This window comes from Natronohydrobacter thiooxidans (assembly GCF_001884735.1).
Taxonomy (GTDB): Bacteria; Pseudomonadota; Alphaproteobacteria; order Rhodobacterales; family Rhodobacteraceae; genus Roseinatronobacter; species Roseinatronobacter thiooxidans_A.
In genome coordinates this window covers 101,623-122,506 of record NZ_MJAP01000001.1, presented here as the reverse complement: position 1 = coordinate 122,506, position 20,884 = coordinate 101,623, and the positions used below count along the sequence as shown (strand labels likewise).

General features: G+C 64.1%; 20 protein-coding genes. 13 read left to right on the top strand and 7 right to left on the bottom strand.

Features of this window, described 5'->3' with window-relative positions:
- Positions 1–78: 78 nt before the first annotated feature.
- From hemJ to BG457_RS00520, 7 genes are all read left to right on the top strand, one after another.
- On the top strand, positions 79–516 hold the full coding sequence (gene hemJ, locus BG457_RS00550; RefSeq protein ID WP_071794991.1) for a protoporphyrinogen oxidase HemJ: 438 nt from the start codon (positions 79–81) through the stop codon (positions 514–516).
- Between the two features lie 137 nt (positions 517–653).
- Positions 654–1,955: a transcription termination factor Rho gene (rho, locus tag BG457_RS00545; protein WP_084657369.1), complete on the top strand. Its 1,302-nt coding sequence runs from the start codon at positions 654–656 to the stop codon at positions 1,953–1,955.
- A gap of 1 nt (position 1,956) precedes the next feature.
- Positions 1,957–3,243: a tRNA uridine-5-carboxymethylaminomethyl(34) synthesis GTPase MnmE gene (mnmE, locus tag BG457_RS00540; RefSeq protein ID WP_071794990.1), complete on the top strand. Its 1,287-nt coding sequence runs from the start codon at positions 1,957–1,959 to the stop codon at positions 3,241–3,243.
- A gap of 2 nt (positions 3,244–3,245) precedes the next feature.
- Positions 3,246–5,117, top strand: a complete 1,872-nt coding sequence (mnmG, locus tag BG457_RS00535; protein ID WP_139257483.1) for a tRNA uridine-5-carboxymethylaminomethyl(34) synthesis enzyme MnmG — start codon at positions 3,246–3,248, stop codon at positions 5,115–5,117.
- Positions 5,114–5,731 carry a 16S rRNA (guanine(527)-N(7))-methyltransferase RsmG gene (gene rsmG / locus BG457_RS00530; protein WP_071794989.1) on the top strand — a complete coding sequence of 206 codons (618 nt, stop codon included), beginning with the start codon at positions 5,114–5,116 and terminating at the stop codon, positions 5,729–5,731. Before mnmG ends, rsmG begins: the two co-directional genes overlap by 4 nt.
- Positions 5,715–6,539 carry a ParA family protein gene (locus BG457_RS00525; RefSeq protein ID WP_425434894.1) on the top strand — a complete coding sequence of 275 codons (825 nt, stop codon included), beginning with the start codon at positions 5,715–5,717 and terminating at the stop codon, positions 6,537–6,539. Before rsmG ends, BG457_RS00525 begins: the two co-directional genes overlap by 17 nt.
- On the top strand, positions 6,539–7,417 hold the full coding sequence (locus BG457_RS00520; protein WP_071794987.1) for a ParB/RepB/Spo0J family partition protein: 879 nt from the start codon (positions 6,539–6,541) through the stop codon (positions 7,415–7,417). The genes BG457_RS00525 and BG457_RS00520 overlap by 1 nt, the downstream gene beginning before the upstream one ends.
- On the opposite strand, the gene hemW is transcribed toward BG457_RS00520, so the two are convergent.
- The 4 genes from hemW to rph form a co-directional block, all read right to left on the bottom strand.
- Positions 7,407–8,561 carry a radical SAM family heme chaperone HemW gene (hemW, locus tag BG457_RS00515; RefSeq protein ID WP_071794986.1) on the bottom strand — a complete coding sequence of 385 codons (1,155 nt, stop codon included), beginning with the start codon at positions 8,559–8,561 and terminating at the stop codon, positions 7,407–7,409. The two genes, BG457_RS00520 and hemW, sit on opposite strands and share 11 nt — an antisense overlap.
- 2 nt (positions 8,562–8,563) lie before the next feature.
- Positions 8,564–8,938: a RidA family protein gene (locus BG457_RS00510; protein WP_071794985.1), complete on the bottom strand. Its 375-nt coding sequence runs from the start codon at positions 8,936–8,938 to the stop codon at positions 8,564–8,566.
- A 94-nt stretch (positions 8,939–9,032) separates the two neighbouring features.
- The gene (gene rdgB, locus BG457_RS00505) at positions 9,033–9,641 is read right to left on the bottom strand and encodes an RdgB/HAM1 family non-canonical purine NTP pyrophosphatase (RefSeq protein WP_071794984.1); all 609 of its coding nucleotides are present in this window, start codon (positions 9,639–9,641) and stop codon (positions 9,033–9,035) included.
- The gene (rph, locus tag BG457_RS00500) at positions 9,638–10,351 is read right to left on the bottom strand and encodes a ribonuclease PH (protein ID WP_071794983.1); all 714 of its coding nucleotides are present in this window, start codon (positions 10,349–10,351) and stop codon (positions 9,638–9,640) included. The genes rdgB and rph overlap by 4 nt, the downstream gene beginning before the upstream one ends.
- Before the next feature lie 134 nt (positions 10,352–10,485).
- On the opposite strand from rph, the gene hrcA reads away from it, so the two are divergent.
- Complete coding sequence (gene hrcA, locus BG457_RS00495; RefSeq protein ID WP_071794982.1) at positions 10,486–11,565, top strand: heat-inducible transcriptional repressor HrcA; 1,080 nt, start codon at positions 10,486–10,488, stop codon at positions 11,563–11,565.
- A 17-nt stretch (positions 11,566–11,582) separates the two neighbouring features.
- Positions 11,583–12,143: a nucleotide exchange factor GrpE gene (locus BG457_RS00490; protein WP_084657367.1), complete on the top strand. Its 561-nt coding sequence runs from the start codon at positions 11,583–11,585 to the stop codon at positions 12,141–12,143.
- Between the two features lie 21 nt (positions 12,144–12,164).
- On the opposite strand, the gene mutS is transcribed toward BG457_RS00490, so the two are convergent.
- Positions 12,165–14,759 carry a DNA mismatch repair protein MutS gene (gene mutS / locus BG457_RS00485; protein ID WP_084657344.1) on the bottom strand — a complete coding sequence of 865 codons (2,595 nt, stop codon included), beginning with the start codon at positions 14,757–14,759 and terminating at the stop codon, positions 12,165–12,167.
- Positions 14,760–14,980: 221 nt separating this feature from the next.
- Between mutS and BG457_RS00480 the strand changes: the two genes are divergently transcribed.
- The gene (locus BG457_RS00480) at positions 14,981–15,859 is read left to right on the top strand and encodes a PfkB family carbohydrate kinase (protein ID WP_071795110.1); all 879 of its coding nucleotides are present in this window, start codon (positions 14,981–14,983) and stop codon (positions 15,857–15,859) included.
- Here BG457_RS00480 and msrA read toward each other — a convergent pair.
- On the bottom strand, positions 15,839–16,474 hold the full coding sequence (msrA, locus tag BG457_RS00475; RefSeq protein WP_071794979.1) for a peptide-methionine (S)-S-oxide reductase MsrA: 636 nt from the start codon (positions 16,472–16,474) through the stop codon (positions 15,839–15,841). The genes BG457_RS00480 and msrA overlap by 21 nt on opposite strands.
- 168 nt (positions 16,475–16,642) lie before the next feature.
- On the opposite strand from msrA, the gene BG457_RS00470 reads away from it, so the two are divergent.
- A complete protein-coding gene (locus BG457_RS00470) occupies positions 16,643–17,119 on the top strand; it encodes a VOC family protein (protein WP_071794978.1) in 477 nt (158 codons plus the stop codon).
- Here the strand turns inward: BG457_RS00470 and BG457_RS00465 are convergent.
- Positions 17,116–18,342: an FAD-dependent monooxygenase gene (locus BG457_RS00465; protein ID WP_071794977.1), complete on the bottom strand. Its 1,227-nt coding sequence runs from the start codon at positions 18,340–18,342 to the stop codon at positions 17,116–17,118. The two genes, BG457_RS00470 and BG457_RS00465, sit on opposite strands and share 4 nt — an antisense overlap.
- A gap of 129 nt (positions 18,343–18,471) precedes the next feature.
- Between BG457_RS00465 and BG457_RS00460 the strand changes: the two genes are divergently transcribed.
- On the top strand, positions 18,472–19,809 hold the full coding sequence (locus tag BG457_RS00460) for an amidase (protein ID WP_071794976.1): 1,338 nt from the start codon (positions 18,472–18,474) through the stop codon (positions 19,807–19,809).
- Positions 19,802–20,851: a hypothetical protein gene (locus BG457_RS00455; protein ID WP_139257482.1), complete on the top strand. Its 1,050-nt coding sequence runs from the start codon at positions 19,802–19,804 to the stop codon at positions 20,849–20,851. The genes BG457_RS00460 and BG457_RS00455 overlap by 8 nt, the downstream gene beginning before the upstream one ends.
- Positions 20,852–20,884 lie beyond the last annotated feature (33 nt).

The following is a 20,884-nucleotide window of genomic DNA, read 5'->3' as shown; positions in this document are numbered from 1 at the left end:
CCACAGCCCCTACTAACAACAACATTCCTATTCTTACTTTAATTATTTAGAAGAAGCAGAGACGACCAAGGACCGATCATGCTCACCGACCCCTATCTCTGGATCAAGGCATTACACATCATGGCAGTGATCAGCTGGATGGCTGGTCTCTTCTATCTGCCACGGCTCTTCGTCTATCATGTCGAACGCGAAAACACCGAAGCCATGGGCGCCGTGTTCCAGATCATGGAAAAGAAGCTCCTGCGCGTGATCATGAACCCCGCCATGATCGTCGCATGGGCCACAGGCGTCACCATGGCCGTCATGCTGGGAGCCGGGATCTGGGGCAGCATCTGGCCCTGGACCAAACTCGCCGGGATCATCTGCATGACATGGTTTCATATCTGGTGCGCCCGCCGCCGCCGTATCTTCGCAGAGGGCGGCAATACCCTGACCGGGCGTGACTACCGCATGATGAACGAAGTCCCGACCGTGCTGATGGTCCTCATTGTCCTCTCGGTCATCCTTAAATTCTAGGCCCGGATTGACTTGATGACGCGAAAAGCCTATCTGGCTTTCAAGCCCCGCCGTCCGGCGGATCGCGTTTCACGCAACCGACCTGACCCATTGTCCCGGCTCCTGTCCGGGCGCACAGGATTTTTCCCATGTCCGACATGATGATCGAAGACCGCCCCGCCAGCACCGAGAGCACCGACTCGCTCAACCTCGCCGATCTGAAGGCCCAAAGCCCTGCCGAATTGCTCGCGATGGCCGAAGAGCTGGAAATCGAGAACGCCCCTTCGATGCGCAAGGGCGAGATGATGTTCTCGATCCTGAAGGAACGCGCCGAGGAAGGCTGGACCATATCCGGCCAGGGCGTGCTCGAAGTGCTGCAGGACGGTTTCGGCTTCCTGCGGGCGCCCGAAGCGAACTATCTGCCCGGTCCTGACGATATCTATGTCTCGCCCGACATGATCCGCCATTATTCCCTGCGCACCGGTGATACGGTCGAGGGCGTGATGCAGGCCCCGGCCGAGAATGAGCGCTATTTTGCGATCACCAAAGTCACGCAGATCAATTTCGACACGCCCGAGAAAGCCCGCCACAAGGTCCATTTCGACAACCTGACGCCGCTCTATCCCGATCAACGCCTCTGGATGGAAACCGGCGACCCCGCGACCAAGGACCGGTCGGCCCGGATCATCGATATCGTGTCGCCCCTGGGCAAAGGCCAGCGCGCCCTGATCGTGGCCCCGCCGCGCACAGGTAAGACGGTGCTCTTGCAGAATATCGCGCATAGCATCGAGAAGAACCATCCCGAGTGTTACCTGATCGTGCTTTTGATCGATGAACGCCCCGAGGAAGTCACCGATATGCAGCGCTCGGTGAAGGGCGAGGTCATCGCCTCGACCTTTGACGAACCCGCGACCCGCCATGTTGCCGTCGCCGAAATGGTCATCGAGAAAGCCAAGCGCCTTGTTGAACACAAGCGCGATGTGGTGATCCTGCTCGACTCGATCACCCGCCTTGGCCGCGCCTTCAACACGGTTGTGCCCTCGTCGGGCAAGGTTCTGACCGGCGGTGTCGATGCCAACGCGCTGCAACGCCCCAAGCGCTTCTTCGGCGCGGCCCGGAATATCGAAGAGGGCGGCTCGCTGACGATCATCGCCACCGCGCTCATCGACACCGGCTCGCGTATGGATGAAGTGATCTTCGAGGAGTTCAAGGGCACCGGTAACAGCGAAATCGTCCTGGATCGCAAGATCGCCGACAAGCGCGTCTTCCCGGCCATCGACATTCTGAAATCCGGCACAAGGAAAGAGGATCTGCTGATCGAGAAAACCGATCTGCAAAAAACCTTCGTCCTGCGCCGGATTCTGAACCCGATGGGCACGACCGACGCCATCGAATTCCTGATTTCCAAGCTGAAACAGACCAAGACCAACAGCGATTTCTTCGATTCCATGAATGCCTGACATGGAGACGATCTTCGCACTGGCCTCGGCCCGTGGGAAATCGGGTGTCGCTGTCCTCCGCATCTCTGGCCCGCGCGCGCATGCTGTCGCGCGCGCCATGGCGGGCACGCTGCCAGAACCGCGCCAGACCGCTTTGCGGACGCTGCGCAATGCCTCCGGCGACGCGCTCGATACCGGCCTGATCGTCATTTTCAACGCGGGCGCCAGCTTCACCGGCGAGGATGTGGCCGAACTGATGGTGCATGGCAGTCTGGCCACGATCAGCGCCCTCGAATCCTGTCTGGCGAATGACCATGGCTTGCGGCTGGCTGAGCCCGGCGAGTTCACCCGCCGCGCGCTGGAAAATGGCGTGCTCGATCTGACCCAGGTCGAAGGGCTGAGTGACCTGCTGGAGGCCGAGACCGAAAGCCAGCGTCGGCAGGCGCTGCGCGTGCTTGATGGCGCCATCGGCAAGCTGGTCACAGGCTGGCGCGAGCATCTGATCAAGGCCGCCGCACTGGTCGAAATCTCGATTGATTTCGTTGAAGAGGATATCGGCAATTTCGACGCGCAGATCCTCGCAGAGCTTGATCTGGTCCAGGCGCAATTGCAGCGCGAGATCGCAGGGCAGGGCGCGCGCGAACGCGTCCAGTCCGGGTTCGAGATTGCTTTGGTGGGCTCGGTCAATGCCGGCAAATCCACGCTTCTCAACGCTCTTGCCGGGCGCGAGGCCGCGATCACCTCTGATATCGCGGGCACCACGCGCGATGTGATCGAATTGCGCATGGATATCGGCGGCTATGCCGTGACCCTGCTCGACACGGCGGGGCTGCGCGAGACGGAAGAGACCATCGAATCGATTGGTATCGCGCGCGGTCGGAAACGCGCAGATGAAGCTGATATCCGCATCATATTGTGTGATGACCCAGAAGCGCCACCACCCATTGCGCCGAAATCAGGCGATATCACCTTGTTCAGCAAGGCCGATCTATATTCCGACCGGCCAGATGGGGTCTCTGGCCTGACGGGTCAGGGACTCGAGTCGCTACTGAACCGTATCCAGACCGAACTCGAAAGCCGCGTGGCGCGCGATGGGGTAACAGTCCGGCGCCGTCACCTTCAGGCTATGCAGAACGCCGAAACTGCCCTGTCACTTGCGATTGAAAAACTCCGCAGCGCAGAGTATATCCCGGAACTTGTAGCGGCGGATATCCGGCATGCCATGACTGCGCTTGACGCGCTGATCGGCAAGATCGATGTCGAGGATCTGCTGGGCGATATCTTTGCGTCCTTCTGTATCGGCAAGTAGGAGTGTTTCACGTGAAACATTACGATGTCATCATTGTCGGCGGCGGTCACGCCGGGGTCGAGGCCGCAATGGCCTCGGCGCGGATGGGCGCGCGCACCGCGCTGGTGACATTCCGGCTTGACGATCTGGGCACCATGTCCTGCAACCCCGCGATTGGTGGGCTGGGCAAGGGGCATCTGGTCCGCGAGATTGACGCGCTCGACGGGCTGATGGGCCGGGCAGGGGATTACGCGGCGATCCAGTACCGCCTGCTGAACCGCTCCAAGGGCCCCGCCGTGCAAGGTCCACGGGTTCAGGCCGACCGCAAGCGATTCCGCGAATTCGTCCGCCGCGAAGTGACCGCGCAACCGGGGCTGGAAGTCGTGACCGCCGAGGTCACGGCGCTGATCCTTCAGGGTGATTCGGTTGCCGGGATCGAGGTGAATGGCGAGACCAACCTGACCGCGAAAGCGGTCGTCCTGACCACCGGCACTTTCCTGGGCGGCAAGGTCTTCATCGGCGATGTCAGCTATCCCGCCGGTCGCATGGGCGATCAGGCGTCAAGCATTCTTGCCACGCAATTGCGTGATCTGGGCCTGCCGATGGGCCGCCTGAAAACTGGCACACCACCGCGACTGGATGGCAGCAGCATCGACTGGGACGCGCTGGAAAGCCAGCCCGGCGACGACTCCCCGGAGTACCTGTCCTTCCTGACCGATCACACCATCGCCCCGCAACTGGCCTGTGCGATCACCCATACCAATGCGCAGACGCATGAGATCGTGCGCGCGAATCTGTCGAAATCGGCGATGTATGGCGGCCATATCGAAGGCGTCGGGCCGCGCTATTGCCCCTCGATCGAAGACAAGATCACCCGATTCGCTGAAAAGGAGTCGCATCAGGTCTTTCTGGAACCCGAAGGGCTGGACGATGACACGGTATATCCCAACGGCATCTCCACCTCGTTGCCCGCCGAGGTGCAGGAAGCCTATGTCCGCACCATTCCCGGGCTGGAGAATGTCCGCATCCTGCAGCCCGGCTATGCCATCGAATATGACTATATCGATCCGCGTGCGCTGACATCGGCTTTGCAGCTGAAAGATATGCGCGGCTTCTATCTGGCGGGCCAGATCAACGGTACCACCGGCTATGAAGAGGCGGGGGCGCAAGGGCTGCTCGCGGGTCTGAATGCCGCGCTCTATGCTCAGGACCGCGCGCCATTCAGTTTCAGCCGTTCGAATTCCTATATCGGCGTCATGGTCGATGACCTGACCCTGCGCGGGGTGATGGAGCCCTATCGCATGTTCACCTCGCGCGCAGAGTATCGTCTGTCGCTGCGCGCCGATAATGCCGATCAGCGCCTGACGCCGCTGGGCATATCACTGGGCTGTATCGGTGATGCGCGGAAAGAAGCGTTCGAGAGCAAGCTCGCGAAGCTGGAACGCGCGAAGGATCAGCTTCGTAGCGTGTCTTTCACGCCCAGGCAATTGAACGCGGTGGGGCACAAGGTCAGCGAAGATGGCGTGCGCCGGGACGGGCTGACGCTTCTGGGCCTGCCGGGTTTCGATTTTGATGTGTTGCAGGAACTCGCGCCAGAGGTTGAAGGGATCGAGGCACCGATCAAGGCCCAGATTGCCCGCGAGATGGTGTATCACGCCTATCTGGACCGGCAGGAAGCGCAGATCAGGATGCTGCAATCGGACGAGGAAAAGCGCTTTCCCGAGGGGTTCGATTTCAGCGCGGTATCTGGCCTGTCGCATGAGCTGGCGGGAAAGCTGTCGCGCATCCGCCCCGAAACGCTCGCGCAGGCGGCGCGGATTGACGGCATGACGCCTGCGGCCCTGGTGTTGCTGCTGTCGCGGCTGCAAAGCAGTGCGAAGCGTGCATCAGCATGAGCGCGGAGGATCTGGATGGTCTCGATGTTTCACGTGAAACATTGGCCCGGCTGCGCGCCTATGCCGATCTGATCAGGCGCTGGAACCCGAAGATCAATCTGGTTGCGCCCTCCACCATCCCCGACCTGTGGCAGCGCCATATTGTCGATTCGGCGCAGCTCTTCGCCCATGCCCCTCGCGATGCCCAGCATTGGGTCGATATCGGCTCGGGCGGCGGCTTGCCGGGGCTGGTCTGCGCAATTCTGGCGCAGGAGGTCATGCCGGAATGTCGCTTTACCCTGATCGAGAGCGATCAGCGCAAATCGGCTTTTCTGATGACCGCGGCGCGCGAATTGGGGTTGGCCGTGACGGTTTTGGCAAAGCGCGTAGAGGCGGTGGCGCCGCAGCAGGCCGATATCGTCTCTGCGCGGGCGCTGGCGCCGTTGAATTTGCTTCTGGCGATGGTCGCGCGGCATATGCGCCCCGAAGGCGTGGCGCTGCTGCCCAAGGGAAAAACATATGAACAGGAGCTTGCAGCAGCGCGCGCAGAATGGCAGTTTAACGCGACAAGTATCGAAAGCCGGACGGATAATCTGGCACGATTGCTGATAGTAAAGGATATTATCCGTGGCTGATCGAGCAAAGACACGAATCATTGCGATAGCGAATCAGAAGGGCGGGGTGGGCAAGACAACCACCGCGATCAACCTCTCTGCCGCACTTGCTGAAGCCGGGCAACGAACTCTGCTGATTGACCTTGACCCGCAGGGCAATGCCTCGACCGGGCTGGGGCTGGAGATGGGCGCGCGCAAGTATACGACCTATGATCTGCTGTTTGGCGATGTGCCTGCACGCAATATCGTGCTGGAGACGGCGCAATCTGGACTATGGATAGTACCTGCAACCACCGATCTGTCCTCGGCGGATATCGAGCTGATGTCGCGGGCGCGGCGCAGCTATCTGTTGCAGGATGCCTTGCGCCAGAGCGATATCCAGGATCTGGCCTTTGACTATATCCTGATTGATTGCCCGCCTTCGCTGAATCTGTTGACGCTGAATGCGATGGTTGCGGCGCAGTCGGTTCTGGTGCCCCTGCAGGCCGAGTTTTTCGCACTGGAAGGGTTGTCGCAACTCATGCTGACCGTGCGGGAATTGCGCGAAACCGCCAATGCCCAGTTGCGGATCGAGGGGATCTTGCTGACGATGTATGACCGGCGGAACAATCTGGCGCAGCAGGTCGAAGCGGATGCGCGCGGCAATCTGGGGGATCTGGTGTTCAAGACCATGATTCCGCGGAATGTCCGCCTGAGCGAGGCGCCGTCCTATGCGGTCTCGGTCCTGAGCTATGATCCCATGTCAAAAGGGGCGGTGGCTTATCGGGATCTGGCCGGTGAGTTGTTGGTCAAGCATAACAAGATGCACAGTGAAGGGGTGGTGTCGTAATGGATCGCAAGGCAGAACGACGCGGATTGGGGCGCGGATTGTCCGCATTGATGGCGGAGGTTTCGGTCGGGCCAGAGGCGGGAACCGAGCAGCGCGGGCGCGAGCAGAGATTGCCGGTCGAAAGACTGGTGCCGAACCCGGACCAGCCGCGGCGGCATTTTGATGATACGGCCCTTGCCGAACTTGCAGCCTCGATCCGCGAGAAGGGTGTGATCCAGCCGCTGATCGTGCGGGCGCGCGGCGAGATGTTCGAGATTGTGGCCGGGGAACGGCGCTGGCGCGCGGCGCAGCGGGCGCAGGTGCATGAGGTGCCGGTGATCATCCGCGAGTTCACCGATACGGAAGTGCTGGAAATCGCGATCATCGAGAATATCCAGCGCGCCGATCTGAACCCGGTCGAAGAGGCGATGGGCTATCGGGCGCTGATCGAACGCTTCGGGCATACGCAGGAGAAACTGGCAGAAGCGATGGGCAAGAGCCGGTCGCATATCGCCAATCTGATGCGGCTTCTGAACCTGCCCGAGGATGTGCAGGCGCTGCTGCGCGAGGGCAAGCTGAGTGCGGGCCATGCGCGGGCGCTGATCACAGCCGATGATCCGTCGATGCTGGCGCGCAAAGTGGTGCTGGAAGGACTGTCCGTGCGCCAAACCGAGACCCTGACCAAGACCGGGGTTGAGAAGAAGACACCTGCGAAATCAAAGGGTTACGAGAAAGACGCTGATACGCGCGCTTTGGAGAATGACCTGTCGGCGGCGCTGGGGATGAAGGTGCTGATCGATTACGATGGCGGCGGCAAGGGGCGGATCACGGTTGAATACCGCTCGATGGAGCAGCTGGACAAGCTGTGCAAGGTGCTGGGCAATCCGGTCAGAGCATAAGCGCGCGGATCAGGGCGTTCAGAACCGGGCGGCCCTGATCGGTGGCGGCAATATGGGTCGCGCTGCGGGTCAAGAGGCCCTGATCCACCAGATCGGCAATTCGTGCATCGGCTAAGGATTCGCCCGCAAGCTGTTGATATCGCTTGATATCCATGCCTTCGCGCAGGCGCAGGCTCATCATCAGATATTCAATGGCCTGTTCCTCGCGCGGGATGATCTCGCGCGGGATCTCGCCGTGGCCAAGGGTGCCCACCTGATCGAGCCATGTCTGCGGCATGAGCGGGGTCGCGGTGGCGGTGCGGGAGCCGTTCAGCGTCAGGCGGCCATGCGCGCCGGGGCCGATGCCCGCGTAATCGCCATAGCGCCAGTAGATCAGGTTATGGCGGGACTGCGCGCCATCACGGGCGTGGTTCGACACCTCATAGGCGGGCATGTCATGGGCCGCGCAGATTTCCTGCGACAGCAGATACATATCGGCGGCGATCTCGTCATCGGGCAGACCCCGCAGACCGCCTGCCGCGTGACGCGCGCCGAAAGCCGTGCCCTGTTCGATGGTCAGTTGATAGAGCGAGAGGTGATCCACGGCCATGGCCAGCGCCTCGCGCAGTTCCTGCGCCCATGTCTCGGGGCTCTGGTGCTGGCGGGCATAGATCAGGTCGAAACTGACGCGGGCAAAGGCATCGCGGGCGATGTCATAGGCTTTGCGGGCCTCCTGCGCGCTGTGCAGGCGGCCAAGGCGCTTGAGGTCAGTATCATTGAGCGCCTGAATGCCCATGGAGATACGGTTGACGCCGGCACCCGCGAAGGCGCGGAAGCGGGCGGCCTCGACCGAGCCGGGATTGGCTTCCAGCGTGATTTCCAGATCATTGGCGGGGGTCCAGCGGGTCTTGATACGATCGATGAGCGTCGCGACCAGATCGGGATCCATCAGCGAGGGCGTGCCGCCGCCGAAGAAAACCGTGTTCAGCAGGCGATTCTCGGTCTGGGCGGCGAGGCGGTCGATTTCCGACAGATAGGCCGCTTCCCATGCGCGCTGGTCGATGCTCGCGCTGACATGGGAATTGAAGTCGCAATAGGGACATTTGGACTGGCAGAAGGGCCAATGGAGATACAGGCCGAAGCCGCCATTCTGCCAGTCATCCATGATCAACCCTTGAAGGCGGTGACTTCAATCTCGATCAGCATCTCGGGCTTGATCAGCCCGGCAATGACCATGGTGGCGGCGGGGCGGATCTCGCCCATGGCCTCGCCCAGAGCGGGGGTGGCTTCTTCCACCAGCGCGGCATCGGTGAGTGTGTATTGCACGCGCACGATATCCTGCATGGTGAAGCCGCCCTCGGTCAGGGCCTTGGCGATGGTGGCGAAGCAGTTGCGGGCCTGATCGGCGACGCTTTCGGGCATGGTCATGGTGGCATAGTCATAGCCGGTGACGCCGGAGACGAAGCACCAGTCACCTTTGACCACAGCGCGGCTGTAGCCGAGGGTTTTCTCGAAAGGGGAGCCTGTGGAGATACGTTTCATGGGTTTGGTCCTTGGGTGAAGGCGAGGGGGGCTGCCGCCCCCGTCCGGGCCGAGCCCGGACTCCCCCGCGAGTATTTGGGGCAAGAAAATGGGGTCACTGGAAACAGCCCTTCAGCAGGGCTGAAATCGCCGCGCCGCGATGCGACAGGGCGTTTTTTTCGGTATGGGTCATTTCCGCGAAGGTGCGGGTCTGGCCCTCGGGCTGGAACATCGGGTCATAGCCGTGACCATCGCTGCCGCGCCGGGGCCAGACAAGCTGGCCATTGGCATGGCCCTCGACCACCTCGTCATGGCCATCGGGCCAGGCAAGGACGAGGGTACAGCAGAAGCGCGCGGTCCAGGGCCGGGGGGCCGCTGCCGCGATCAGCTTGGCATGGGTTTTTTCCATCGCCATGGCGAAATCGCGGCCCGAGGGGGTTTCGGCCCAGTCGGCGGTATAGACACCGGGGGCGCCATCCAATGCGGCGACTTCCAGCCCGGAATCGTCCGCCAGCGCGGGCAGGCCGGTGGCCTGCGCGGCGGCATGGGCTTTCAGGCGGGCATTCTCGACAAAGGTCGTGCCGGTTTCCTCTGGCTCTGGCAGGCCGTGTTCCCTGGCGGATGTGACCGTGATGCCAAGGGGCCCGAGGATTTCCTGAAACTCCCCGAGCTTGCCCGCGTTATGGGTGGCGATCAGCAGGGTATTGCCTGCAAACTTCCTCATGCGAGCGCGGCTTTCTGGGCGGCGACCAGTTCGGAAACGCCTTTTTCAGCGAGGTTCACGAGCTGGTCCATCTCAGGCCGCGAGAAAGTGGCGCCTTCGGCGCTCATCTGCACCTCGACCATGCGGCCCGAGCCCAGGAGGATGAAATTGCCATCCACGCCCGCGGTGCTGTCCTCGGCATAGTCGAGATCGAGCAGGGGCTGGCCCGCATAGATGCCGCAGGACACGGCGGCCAGATGATCGGTGATCGGGTCGGAAACGACATCGCCTGCCTTGAGAAGCTTGTTCACGGCCAGACGCAGCGCGACCCAGCCGCCGGTGATTGCGGCGCAGCGGGTGCCGCCATCGGCCTGAATCACATCACAATCAATCGTGATCTGACGCTCGCCAAGCGCGCTGCGATCAACGCAGGCGCGCAAGCTGCGCCCGATCAGGCGCTGGATCTCGACCGTGCGGCCCTGTTGCTTGCCCGATGCGGCCTCGCGGCGCACGCGGGTATTGGTGGCGCGCGGCAGCATGCCGTATTCGGCCGTCACCCAGCCCAGCCCGGTATTGCGCAGGAAGGGCGGCGTGCGGTCCTCCAGCGAGGCGGTGCAGAGCACTTTCGTATCGCCCACAGAGATCATGCAGGAGCCTTCGGCATGTTTCGTGACATGCGGTTCGATTGAAATGGCGCGGATTTCGTCTAGATTTCTGCCGGAAGGGCGCATCGGGGATACCTCTTGGATTACCCTGTCTCGATACAGGGGCCCGGCCTTGGGATGCAAGCCTGATCGGCCTTGATCCTTGGGTGAAATTGCTGTCCTCTGTGCGTTGCGTCCGTGGTGTCCTGCCGGAGTAAGAGATGGTCAAACCTGTAGATTCCCGAGCGCTGATGGGTGAGATGACCGACCGCTCGCGCGAGGTGTTCCGCCGCGTGGTCGAGGGCTATCTGCAATCGGGCCAGCCTGTGGGCTCGCGCACGCTGACACGCGACATGAGCGAGAAGGTCTCGGCGGCGACGATCCGCAATGTGATGCAGGATCTGGAATATCTGGGGCTCTTGGGCAGCCCGCATGTCTCGGCCGGGCGGGTGCCGACCCAGGCGGGGCTGCGATTGTTCGTGGATTCGCTCCTGGAAGTCGCGCCGCTGGATGCGCGCGACCGCGAGAAGTTGGATCTGACGCTGGGCAGCAATGAGCGCGATGTGGCGGGATTGCTGGAACAGGTGGGCGGCGCGCTGAGCGGGATCACGCAGGGCGCGTCGCTGGTGCTGTCGCCCAAGCATGAGGCGGCGGTCAAGCATATCGAATTTGTCTCGCTCTCGCCCGAGCGGGCGCTGGTGGTGCTGGTCTTTGCCGACGGGCATGTCGAGAACCGGATTTTCACGCCGCCTGCCGGGATCACGCCTTCGGCGCTGCGCGAGGCCGCGAATTACCTGAATTCGATGATCGACGGCGCGACCGTTACCTCGCTGCTGGCGCGGTTCAAATCCGAGATCGCGCAGAACCGGCGCGAGATCGATGCGCTGGCCACAACTCTGGTCGAGCAGGGGCTGGCGGTCTGGGACGGCGAGAGTGTGTCCGATGCGCGTCTGATCGTGCGGGGGCGGTCAAATCTGCTTGACGAGGGGGCGGCGGCTGAGGATATCGAGCGCATCCGGACCTTGTTTGATGATCTGGAACGCAAGCGGGATATCACCGAATTTCTGGAACTGACCGAACAAGGCGAGGGGGTACGCATTTTTATCGGCGCGGAGAACCGACTTTTTTCGCTGACGGGTTCAACTCTGGTGGTTTCTCCATATATGAACGCCGAACGCAAGGTGATCGGGGCCGTGGGCGTGATCGGGCCGACACGGCTGAATTACGGGCGGATCGTGCCGATTGTGGATTACACGGCGCAACTGGTCGGGCGGATGCTGACGGACCGGCGCAACGAATGAAGGAAGAAGGGCGAAAGATGGCGGAAGCGAAAATGACCCCCGACATGTCGGAGGAAGCGCAGGACGCAGCGGAGGCGGTTGCGCCGGACGAAGGCAACCCGCTGGAAGAGGAACTGGCCGTGGCGCTGGCGGAACGCGAGGAAATGCGCGACCGGATGATGCGGGCGCTGGCGGATGCCGAGAACAGCCGCAAACGGGCCGAGAAGGACCGGCGCGATGCGCAGCTTTATGGCGGTGCGCGGATCGCGCGGGACATGCTGCCGGTCTATGACAATCTGTCGCGCGCGCTGAATGCGGCGACGGACGAGACGCGCGCCGCCGCCGCCGGGCTGGTCGAGGGGGTGGAGTTGACGCTGCGCGAATTGACCAATATTCTGGGCAAGCATGGGGTGGAACGGATTTGCCCGGAAGTGGGGGATCAGTTCGACCCGCATACGCATCAGGCGATGTTCGAGGCGCCGGTGCCGGGGACGAAGGCAGGCGAGATCATTCAGGTGATGGCCGAGGGTTTCATGCTGCATGACCAGTTGTTGCGCCCCGCCCAGGTCGGGGTGTCTTCGACGCCAGCGGCGAGTTGAGTATTTCTGGCAAGAAAATGATCAGGATGTGCTGAGCGATCTGAGCTCGTAAAGCAGCTCCAATGCCTCGCGCGGGGTCAGCTCGTCCGGATTGATCCGGGCGAGTTTTTCCATGGCGGGGTTTGGGGCCGGTTTCGGGGCCGGGGGTTTGGCCGCCGAGAAGAGCGGCAGATCGTCGATCACGGCCTTGGGCGAGCTGTCGGTGCCTTGCTCCAGCGCGCTCAGCACCTCGCGGGCGCGGGTGATCACGGCATCGGGCAGACCGGCGAGGCGGGCGACCTGTACGCCGTAGCTGCGATCAGCAGCGCCCCGGCGCACTTCATGCAGGAAGATGACCTCGCCTTCCCATTCCTTGACGCTGACAGTGGCATTCTCGACCCCGTGCAGCCGGCCTGCGAGCGCGGTCATTTCGTGGTAATGCGTGGCGAAAAGCGCGCGGGCGCGGTTCACGTCATGCAGATGTTCGAGTGTGGCCCAGGCGATGGAGAGCCCGTCATAAGTGGCAGTGCCGCGCCCGATCTCATCAAGGATGACAAGGGCGCGGTCATCGGCCTGATTGAGGATCGCGGCAGTTTCGACCATTTCGACCATGAAGGTCGAGCGCCCGCGCGCAAGATCGTCCGAGGCGCCGACACGGCTGAACACTTGGGACACAAGGCCGATATGGGCAGCTTGCGCGGGCACATGCGCGCCCATCTGGGCGAGTATGGCGATCAGGGCATTCTGGCGCAGGAAGGTCGATTTACCCGCCATATTGGGGCCGGTCAGGAGCCAGATCTTGGCGCTGTCCGAGGCGCTGAGGTCGCAGTCATTGGGGATAAAGGGCTGGCCCTGCCGGGTCAGCGCCTGTTCCACGACCGGATGACGCCCGCCGGTGATCTGGAAGGCGCGCGAGGTGTCGAGGGTCGGGGCGCACCAGCTCTGGGCCTCGGCGATCTCTGCCAGCGCGCTCGCGAGGTCAATCTCGGCCAGCGCGCGGGCGGTCTGGGCGAGGGGTGCGGCCTGATCGAGGATGGCGGCGCGCAGCGCGTCGAAATGGCGTTTCTCGATCTCCAGCGCGCGGGCGCCGGCGTTGTGGATGCGGGTTTCCAGTTCCGACAGATCCAGCGTGGTGAAGCGGACCTGATTGGCAGTGGTCTGACGGTGGATATAGCGCTCTGACAGCGCATGCATCTTCTCGGCATGGGTGGTGGTGACTTCGATGAAATAGCCCAGCACATTGTTATGCTTGATTTTCAGCGAGGGGATGCCGGTATCCTGCGCATAGTCGGCCTGCATGGCGGCGATAACGCCGCGGCCTTCATCGCGCAAGCGGCGGGCGTCGTCGAGATCGGCGTCATGGCCGGGGGCGATGAAGCCACCGTCGCGGGCCAGAAGCGGCGGTTCGGCCACCAGAGCAGTGTCGAGAAGGTCGAGCAATGCGTCATGGCCGGTGAGGGATTGCGCGGCCTCAAGCAGGAGCGGCGGCAGATCGGGCGGGGCGAGGGCGGCGATATCCTGCGCCGCCGCAAGCGCGTTGCGGATCGCGGCCATGTCGCGCGGGCCCGCGCGGTCAAGGGCAAGGCGCGACAGCGCGCGGTCGAGATCGGGGACGGATTTCAGCGCCGACCGCAGATCGGCGCGCAGACGCGGGGCGGCACGCAGGGCGGTGACCGCGTGCTGGCGCGCGAGGATCGTGTCGAGATGGCGCGCGGGCGAGGCGAGGCGGCGCTCCAGCAGGCGCGCACCGGCGGCGGTCACGGTGCGGTCGATGGCATGCAGCAGCGCGCCTTCGCGGGCACCGCTGAGCGATTGGGTCAGTTCGAGATTGCGCCGCGTGGCGGCGTCGATCTGCACCAGCGCCTCTGCCTGATCACGGGCCGGGGGTTGCAGCAGCGGCAGCTTGCCGCGCTGGGTGAGGTCGAGATAGTCGATCAGCGCGCCAAGGGCGGCGCGCTCGGCGCGGGTGAACTGGCCGAAACCGTCAAGGGATGAGACCTTGTAGAGCGCGCAGAGGCGGGCCTCGGCGGCCTGACTGTCGAAGCTGGAGGGGGCAAGCCCGGTGAGCGCGATATTCAGATCATCGGCGATGGGGCGGATCTCCTCGGCCTTGGGATCGCTGATCAGAAGCTCGCGCGGGGCGAGACGGGCAAGCTCGGGCGAGAGGCGCGCGCGGGTGCAGGGGGTGACGCGGATCTGGCCGGTGGAGATATCGGCGAACGCGAGCGCGCCCTCGTCGCGAAGTTCGGCATAGGCGGCCAGAAAATTATGGCGCCGGGCGTCGAGAAGCGAATCCTCGGTCAGCGTGCCGGGGGTCACAAGGCGGACGATATCGCGCTGCACCACGGATTTGGAGCCGCGTTTCTTCGCCTCTTCGGGGGTTTCCATCTGTTCGGCAATGGCGACGCGGAAGCCCTTGCGGATCAGCGTCAGCAGATAGCCCTCGGCGGCGTGATGGGGGACGCCGCACATCGGAATATCCTTGCCCAGATGCTGGCCGCGTTTGGTCAGCGCGATATCAAGCGCCTGCGCGGCGGCGACGGCATCGTCGAAGAACAGCTCGTAGAAATCGCCCATGCGGTAGAACAGCAGCGCATCGGGGTGCTGGGATTTCACCTCCAGATATTGCTGCATCATTGGGGTGATGGTGGTCACGCTGGCACCGCTCCTGTTTGCGCATTCCGCGCGAAACTAGCGAAAGGGGCGGACGGGGGAAAGGGGGCGTTGCCCCCTCACCAGCCCTGACGGGCTGGTTTCACCCCCAGAGTATTTGCGGCAAGAAAATGAAACAGGCCGCAGGCTCGACAGCAGTGCGGCGGAGTGCCATTCTGCGGCGAAATTGCAGGCAGGGGGCGCATATGGCGGTCTGGTGTTTCGGGTCGATCAATATTGATCATTTCTATGCGCTGCCGCATCTGCCCGCACCGGGCGAGACGCTGGCCTCGTCCGGCTATCGTCAGGAACTGGGCGGCAAAGGGGCCAATCAATCCGTGGCGGCGGCGCGGGCCGGGGCCGAGGTACGCCATATCGGCGCGGTGGGGGCGGATGGCGCCCCGGCTTTGTTCGAGATGGAAGCCGCCGGGGTGGATTGCCGGGGCGTGCAGCGGCTGGAGGGGGCGACGGGACATGCGGTGATTCTGGTCGATCCTGCGGGCGAGAACAGTATCGTGCTGCATGCCGGAGCCAATGGCGCGCTGGATCTGGGCGCGGCGCTGGCGGCGCTGGAAGGGGTCGAACTGGATGACATCCTGCTGATCCAGAACGAGACCGCGCATCAGGCGGCGCTGGCCGAAGCGGCGATGGGGCTGGGGATGGATGTGATCTACTCGGCAGCGCCTTTTGATCTGGCGGCGGTGCAGGCGGTGATGCCCTTCGTCAACACACTGGTTCTGAACGAGGTCGAGGCGGCGCAATTGCAGGCGGCGCTGGATGTGCCTTTCGAGGATCTGCCGGTCTCGAATGTGGTGATCACGCGCGGCGCTGCCGGGGCAAGCTGGCGCTCGCGCGGGATGGAGGTGATCGAGGTCGCGGCCCTGCCGGTCGCGGTGGTGGATACGACCGGCGCGGGCGATTGTTTCACCGGGGCGCTGGCGGCGGCGCTGGATGCGGGCCAGACCCCGGATGCGGCGATGCGCTTTGCCGCAGCGGCGGCGGCGCTGCAAGTGTCGCGCGCGGGCACGGCGGCGGCGATGCCCGTGCTGGAAGAGATCGAGGCGTTACTTGGCGAAAGCGGCTGAGGCGCCCCAGATCTGGCGCACCCGCGCGTCCCGGCCGCAGGCTTCGCGATAGCGCTTATAGGCGTCGCGGCGTTCGACCCAGCCGAAGCGGGTCAGGGTGCGCTCGGTGGAATTGGCGTAATTCTGGTGGAACTCATCGGCGGGGTAGAAGGTTGCGCTGGGCCGCACGGGGGTGACGATGGCGCGGCCCAGTTCGGCCTCGGCCGCGGTGATGGCGGCCTGCGCGCTGGCCATCTGGCCGGGTGTGGCGAAGATCGCGGTGGTGTAATGCGCACCCCGGTCGCAGAACTGCCCGCCCGCATCGGTCACATCGACCGAGCGCAGGAAGAGATGCAGGATCTGGTCATAGCTGATCTGATCGGGGTCGAAGCGGATTTCGGCGACTTCCAGATGATCGGTGCGCCCGCGCGCCACATCGTCATAGACGGGATTGGGGGTGGTGCCACCGGCAAAGCCGACGCGCACGTCGCTCACGCCCTCGACGCGGCGGAAATCCGACTCGACGCACCAGAAACAGCCGCCTGCGACAAGCGCGGTCTGGGTGGACTGGGCCGCTGCAGGGGTCAGACTGGCCATCAGCGTGAACAGGGCAAGGGTCAGGGCGCGCAGGGGCATGGGGCTCTCCGGTTGGCTGTTTCGGAACAGTACGATGTCTGGGGGCGTTTTCGTTCAGGGCGCATTGTCACAAGGTGGTGAGGTGCCGCACAGGGGCTCTGCATTTCTGGAGACTATCGGGAGGGGCCTCCGGGGGCTATCTGAAATCATGGCAGAAGGAGTTCTATCATGCAGAGGTCATCAGGCGGGCCGCAGATCGGCCATGTGCATCTGAAAGTCGCGGATCTGGAACGCGCGATCGGGTTCTATCAGTTGCTGGGGTTCGAGCTGACCCAGCGCTACGGGCCGCAGGCGGCATTCATGGGCGCGGATGGCTATCACCATCATATCGGGCTGAACACCTGGGAAAGTGCGGGCGCCGCGCCCGCGCCGGGCGGATTTGCGGGGCTGTATCATCTGGCGGTGCTCTATCCCGACCGGCGCGGGCTGGCGCAGGCGCTGGGCCGGGTTCTGGCGGCGGGCTATGCGCTGGAGGGCGCCGCCGATCACGGTGTGTCCGAGGCGGTCTATCTGCGCGACCCGGACGGGAACGGGGTGGAGCTTTACCGCGACCGTGCGCCCGAGGACTGGCCGCGCGATGCGGAGGGCGCGCTGCGCATGGGCAATACGCGACTGGATGTGGCGGCGCTGCTGGCCGAAGCCTAGACCCGCTGCCCGCGCATCAGCCGGGGCAGGTCGCCGGTCAGGCCCGCCGCTTCGCGCATGAAGCTGCGGCGGAGCGCCGGGATGGCCGAGACCGCGCCCATGCCAAGATCGCGCAGCCCGCGCAGAAGCGTGTTGTCATTGGAAAACAGCCGGTTCACGCTGTCGGTGCCGACCGCCATCAGCATCGTGTCAAAGCGCCGCCATTGCTGGTAGCGTTCCAGCACGAGGGGCGAGGCGATATCCTCGCCGCGTCGGGCCGCCAAGGTCACGACTTCGGCCAGTGCCGCCACATCGCGCAGGCCGAAATTGAAGCCCTGACCGGCAATCGGGTGCATCCCATGCGCCGCATCGCCCACCAGTGCAAGGCGCGGGCCGATGAAGCTGTTGGCGATGGTCAGTTTCAGCGGATAGGCATAGCGCTGCCCTGCAAGTGCGATCTCGCCCAGAAAATCGCCGAAACACGGGCGCAGGGCGTCGAGATAGGCCGCATCATCCAGCGCGTGGATGGCGGCAGCGGTGGCGGTGGCCTCGCTCCAGACAATCGACGAGCGGTTGCCGGGCAGGGGCAGGATCGCCAGCGGCCCGGCGGGCATGAAGAACTGATGCGCGATCCCGTCATGCGGCAGGGCGTGCTCGATGGCGCAGACCAGCGCGGTCTGGCCGTAATCCCAGCCGCTGCGGCGGATGCCTGCGCGCTGCGCGGTGCCGCTTTCGCGCCCGTCACAGCCGATCAGCAGGCGCGCGCGCAAAATGCTGCCATCTGCCAGCGCGACCTGCGCGCCGGTCGCGTCAGTGCTCTGCGCCACAACGCGCGCCTGCGCGCGATGGGTGATTTCCGGCGCCGCATCCATCGCGTCGAGAAGTGCTGCGCGCAGGAAGCGGTCCTCCAGCATATGGCCCATCGGGCCTTCTTCCAGCTCGGCCGCGTCGAAATGCAGGAAGAAGGGCGCGGCGCCTTCGCCTGCACGCCCGTCACTGGCCTTGACCTGCAGGATCGGCTGGGCGTGATCGGCCAGCTTCTCCCAGACCCCCAATGCAGCGAGAACCCGGCTGGAGCCCAGCGCCAGCGCATAGGCGCGCCCGTCAAATTCCGGCGCGGCGCGGGTCTCGCGGGGCAGCGCGTCGAGCACAGTTACCCGCAGACCGGCCTGCGCAAGCGCCAGCGCAAGGGAAGGTCCGTTCAGCCCGCCGCCTATGATCAGAATGTCAGTATCATGTGTCATGATTGAGATATGGCATGCGGGCGGCGCTTGTCCATGCGGCAAAAGCTACGCTCTTCCCATTTCTGTTTTGTCCAAATATCTTCCAGTAGCGCGGGGTAGATAGCCCGGCCCCCCTGAAAGGTGACTGCCATGACGTCCAGCCCGCTTACCCTGTCCGCCGCTGAAACCGGGCGCAGGATCGGTGCAGGGGGGCTTTGCCCGCTTGCCCTGACCGAAGACTATCTTGCCGCAATCGAGGCGCATCCGATGGGCACCCGCATCTATGCGCGCACCACGCCCGAACGCGCCCTGACCGAAGCTATGGCCGCGCGCACGCGCGCCCGCGCCGGGCTGCGGCTTGGCCCGCTGGATGGGGTGCCGCTGTCGTGGAAAGACCTGTTCGACACGGCGGGCGTGGCCACGGAATCGGGCACCGCGCTGTTGAAGGGCCGCATCCCCGATACGGATGCCGCAGTGCTGCGCGCCCTGACGGCGGCGGGCACGATCTGTCTGGGCAAGACCCATATGACCGAGTTTGCCTATTCCGGGCTGGGGCTGAACCCGGTCACGGCAACACCGCCTTGCTATAATGATCTGGAGGCGGTGCCGGGGGGGTCATCCTCGGGCGCGGCGGCATCGGTGGCCTTCGGGCTGGCGGCGCTGGCCATCGGGTCGGATACGGGCGGGTCGGTGCGGGTTCCGGCGGCCTGGAATGATCTGGTCGGGCTCAAGACCACATCGGGGCGGCTGTCGCTGCAAGGCGCGGTGCCGCTGGCGCCGAAATTCGACACTGTGGGGCCGCTTGCGCGCACGGTCGAGGATTGCGCGCTGGCATTGGCGGGCATGGAAAACCGCCCCCTGCCCGATCTGCGCGGCGCGACAGTGGCCGGGCGGCGCTTTCTGGTGCTGGAAGGCGCGCCTTTCGTGGACAGCCGCCCGACCATTCAGGACGGGTTCAGCGATGCCGTGGCCGCGCTGGAAAGCGCCGGGGCCAGCGTCGAGACGGCCATGCTCGCCCCGGTGGAAGAGGCGCTGGCGCTCTCGGCGGTGATCTACACGCCCGAATGCTTTGCGCAATGGCGCCATCTGATCGAGACCGATCCCGGCGTGATGTTCTCACCGGTGCTGGAGCGCTTCCGCTCGGGCCGCGATCATCTGGCGACGGATTATCTGGATGCATGGGCGGCGCTGGAGCGCCATCGCGCGGCCTATCTGGCGGCTGTGGCGGGCTATGATGCGGTGCTTCTGCCCACCACGCCCAACCTGCCGCCCAATGCCGCGCGGCTGTTGCGCGATCACGCCTATTTCACCACCGAGAACCTGCTGACGCTGCGCAACACAAGGATCGGCAATCTGCTGGGGCTTTGCGTGCTGACCTTGCCGACGGGCGTGCCCTCGGTCGGGATCAGCCTGATGTGTCCGCCGATGCAGGAAGACCGGCTGCTGCGTCTGGGGGCGGGGGTGGAACTGGCGCTGGCGCGTGCATGACCTACCCGGCAAGCGCATGAGCGCGGCTCCGCAGCGCCTGTGCTCGGTGATGACGGGACTGCTGGTCGTCTATTTCGCCGCCCCGATGTTTCAGTACTCGCTGGCGGGCGCCTATGTTGCAGAGATCGAGCGCACGGGTTTTGACGGACCGGTTGCCCGGCTGGTGGTCCTGTCCTCGGCGATGCAGCAGGTCGCAGCGCTTGGTCTTGCGGTTCTGGCAATGGGGCTTGCGGCCTCTGCCTATGGGCGCCTCGCCTTCCGCGTAGGGCTTGGCGGCGCAGTGCTGATCGTCGTGCTGCCGGATCTGCTGGCCTTCGGCATTCTGTCCGGCGGCATGGAGGGCGCGATGGTTGCCCCGCTGCTGTCTCTCGCCGAAATGTTCTTGTGGGTGGTGCCGGTGACGATGGGCTTTGCGCTCGCGCTGGCCTGTCTGAGATTCTATCCGCGCCCGCTGGCATGGGGCCTGTTCGCGGCACTTGTGATCCTGTCCTTCGGCATTCCCTTGCTGCGCCATGAGGCTTTGCCGGTATTCTGGGGGCTGATGATCGCGCTGGTCACGGTACTCGCCCTGCGCCCGTCCCGGCGCGGTGATGTTCCCGCAGCGGCCCGGCCCTGGATGCTGGCAGCTGCGGCCAGTTTTGCCCTGTCATTCTTCATCTATGTCGTGCCGGATCTTGTTCTTGCACTGGGTCAGCACAGCGTTGCCCTTCGGCTGGAACGCGCGCTGCTGGCTTTTACCTCCGCCCATTTCTCCTATGAATTGACCAGTGCAAAGGCGCTGGTGGTTGCGGCATTGCTGAGCCTGAACGCGGGATGGCCATTGCGGCGCATCGCGCTGGTCTTTGCTGTGCTGGCCATTGGAAGCGAGGCGGTGGTATTCGCGACAGAACTCTGGCTGCGCGCGCATCTGGACCCGGATTTCGCAATCCGGCTCCTGTCTGCTCTGGGAATTGCGGTTCAGTTTCTTGCCCTGATGCTCGCCATCCTGCTGCACTGGACCCGGCCCGAGAGGGCGGGGCAAGGGCAACCGGGCTATCTGTAGTCGTTAGAGCCGGGCCGACGTCGATATGTAGTA

Bases quoted from the DNA above. Each gene is read 5' to 3' on its own strand.
- BG457_RS00460 (WP_071794976.1), top strand. From the start codon at position 18,472: ATGACGTCCAGCCCGCTTACCCTGTCCGCCGCTGAAACCGGGCGCAGG.
- BG457_RS00490 (WP_084657367.1), top strand. From the start codon at position 11,583: ATGGCGGAAGCGAAAATGACCCCCGACATGTCGGAGGAAGCGCAGGAC.
- BG457_RS00520 (WP_071794987.1), top strand. From the start codon at position 6,539: ATGGATCGCAAGGCAGAACGACGCGGATTGGGGCGCGGATTGTCCGCA.
- mutS (WP_084657344.1), bottom strand. From the start codon at position 14,759: ATGATGCAGCAATATCTGGAGGTGAAATCCCAGCACCCCGATGCGCTG.
- rph (WP_071794983.1), bottom strand. From the start codon at position 10,351: ATGCGCCCTTCCGGCAGAAATCTAGACGAAATCCGCGCCATTTCAATC.
- BG457_RS00465 (WP_071794977.1), bottom strand. From the start codon at position 18,342: ATGACACATGATACTGACATTCTGATCATAGGCGGCGGGCTGAACGGA.
- mnmE (WP_071794990.1), top strand. From the start codon at position 1,957: ATGGAGACGATCTTCGCACTGGCCTCGGCCCGTGGGAAATCGGGTGTC.
- rsmG (WP_071794989.1), top strand. From the start codon at position 5,114: ATGAGCGCGGAGGATCTGGATGGTCTCGATGTTTCACGTGAAACATTG.
- rdgB (WP_071794984.1), bottom strand. From the start codon at position 9,641: ATGAGGAAGTTTGCAGGCAATACCCTGCTGATCGCCACCCATAACGCG.
- hrcA (WP_071794982.1), top strand. From the start codon at position 10,486: ATGGTCAAACCTGTAGATTCCCGAGCGCTGATGGGTGAGATGACCGAC.
- rho (WP_084657369.1), top strand. From the start codon at position 654: ATGATGATCGAAGACCGCCCCGCCAGCACCGAGAGCACCGACTCGCTC.
- hemW (WP_071794986.1), bottom strand. From the start codon at position 8,561: ATGGATGACTGGCAGAATGGCGGCTTCGGCCTGTATCTCCATTGGCCC.
- BG457_RS00510 (WP_071794985.1), bottom strand. From the start codon at position 8,938: ATGAAACGTATCTCCACAGGCTCCCCTTTCGAGAAAACCCTCGGCTAC.
- BG457_RS00470 (WP_071794978.1), top strand. From the start codon at position 16,643: ATGCAGAGGTCATCAGGCGGGCCGCAGATCGGCCATGTGCATCTGAAA.
- hemJ (WP_071794991.1), top strand. From the start codon at position 79: ATGCTCACCGACCCCTATCTCTGGATCAAGGCATTACACATCATGGCA.
- BG457_RS00480 (WP_071795110.1), top strand. From the start codon at position 14,981: ATGGCGGTCTGGTGTTTCGGGTCGATCAATATTGATCATTTCTATGCG.
- msrA (WP_071794979.1), bottom strand. From the start codon at position 16,474: ATGCCCCTGCGCGCCCTGACCCTTGCCCTGTTCACGCTGATGGCCAGT.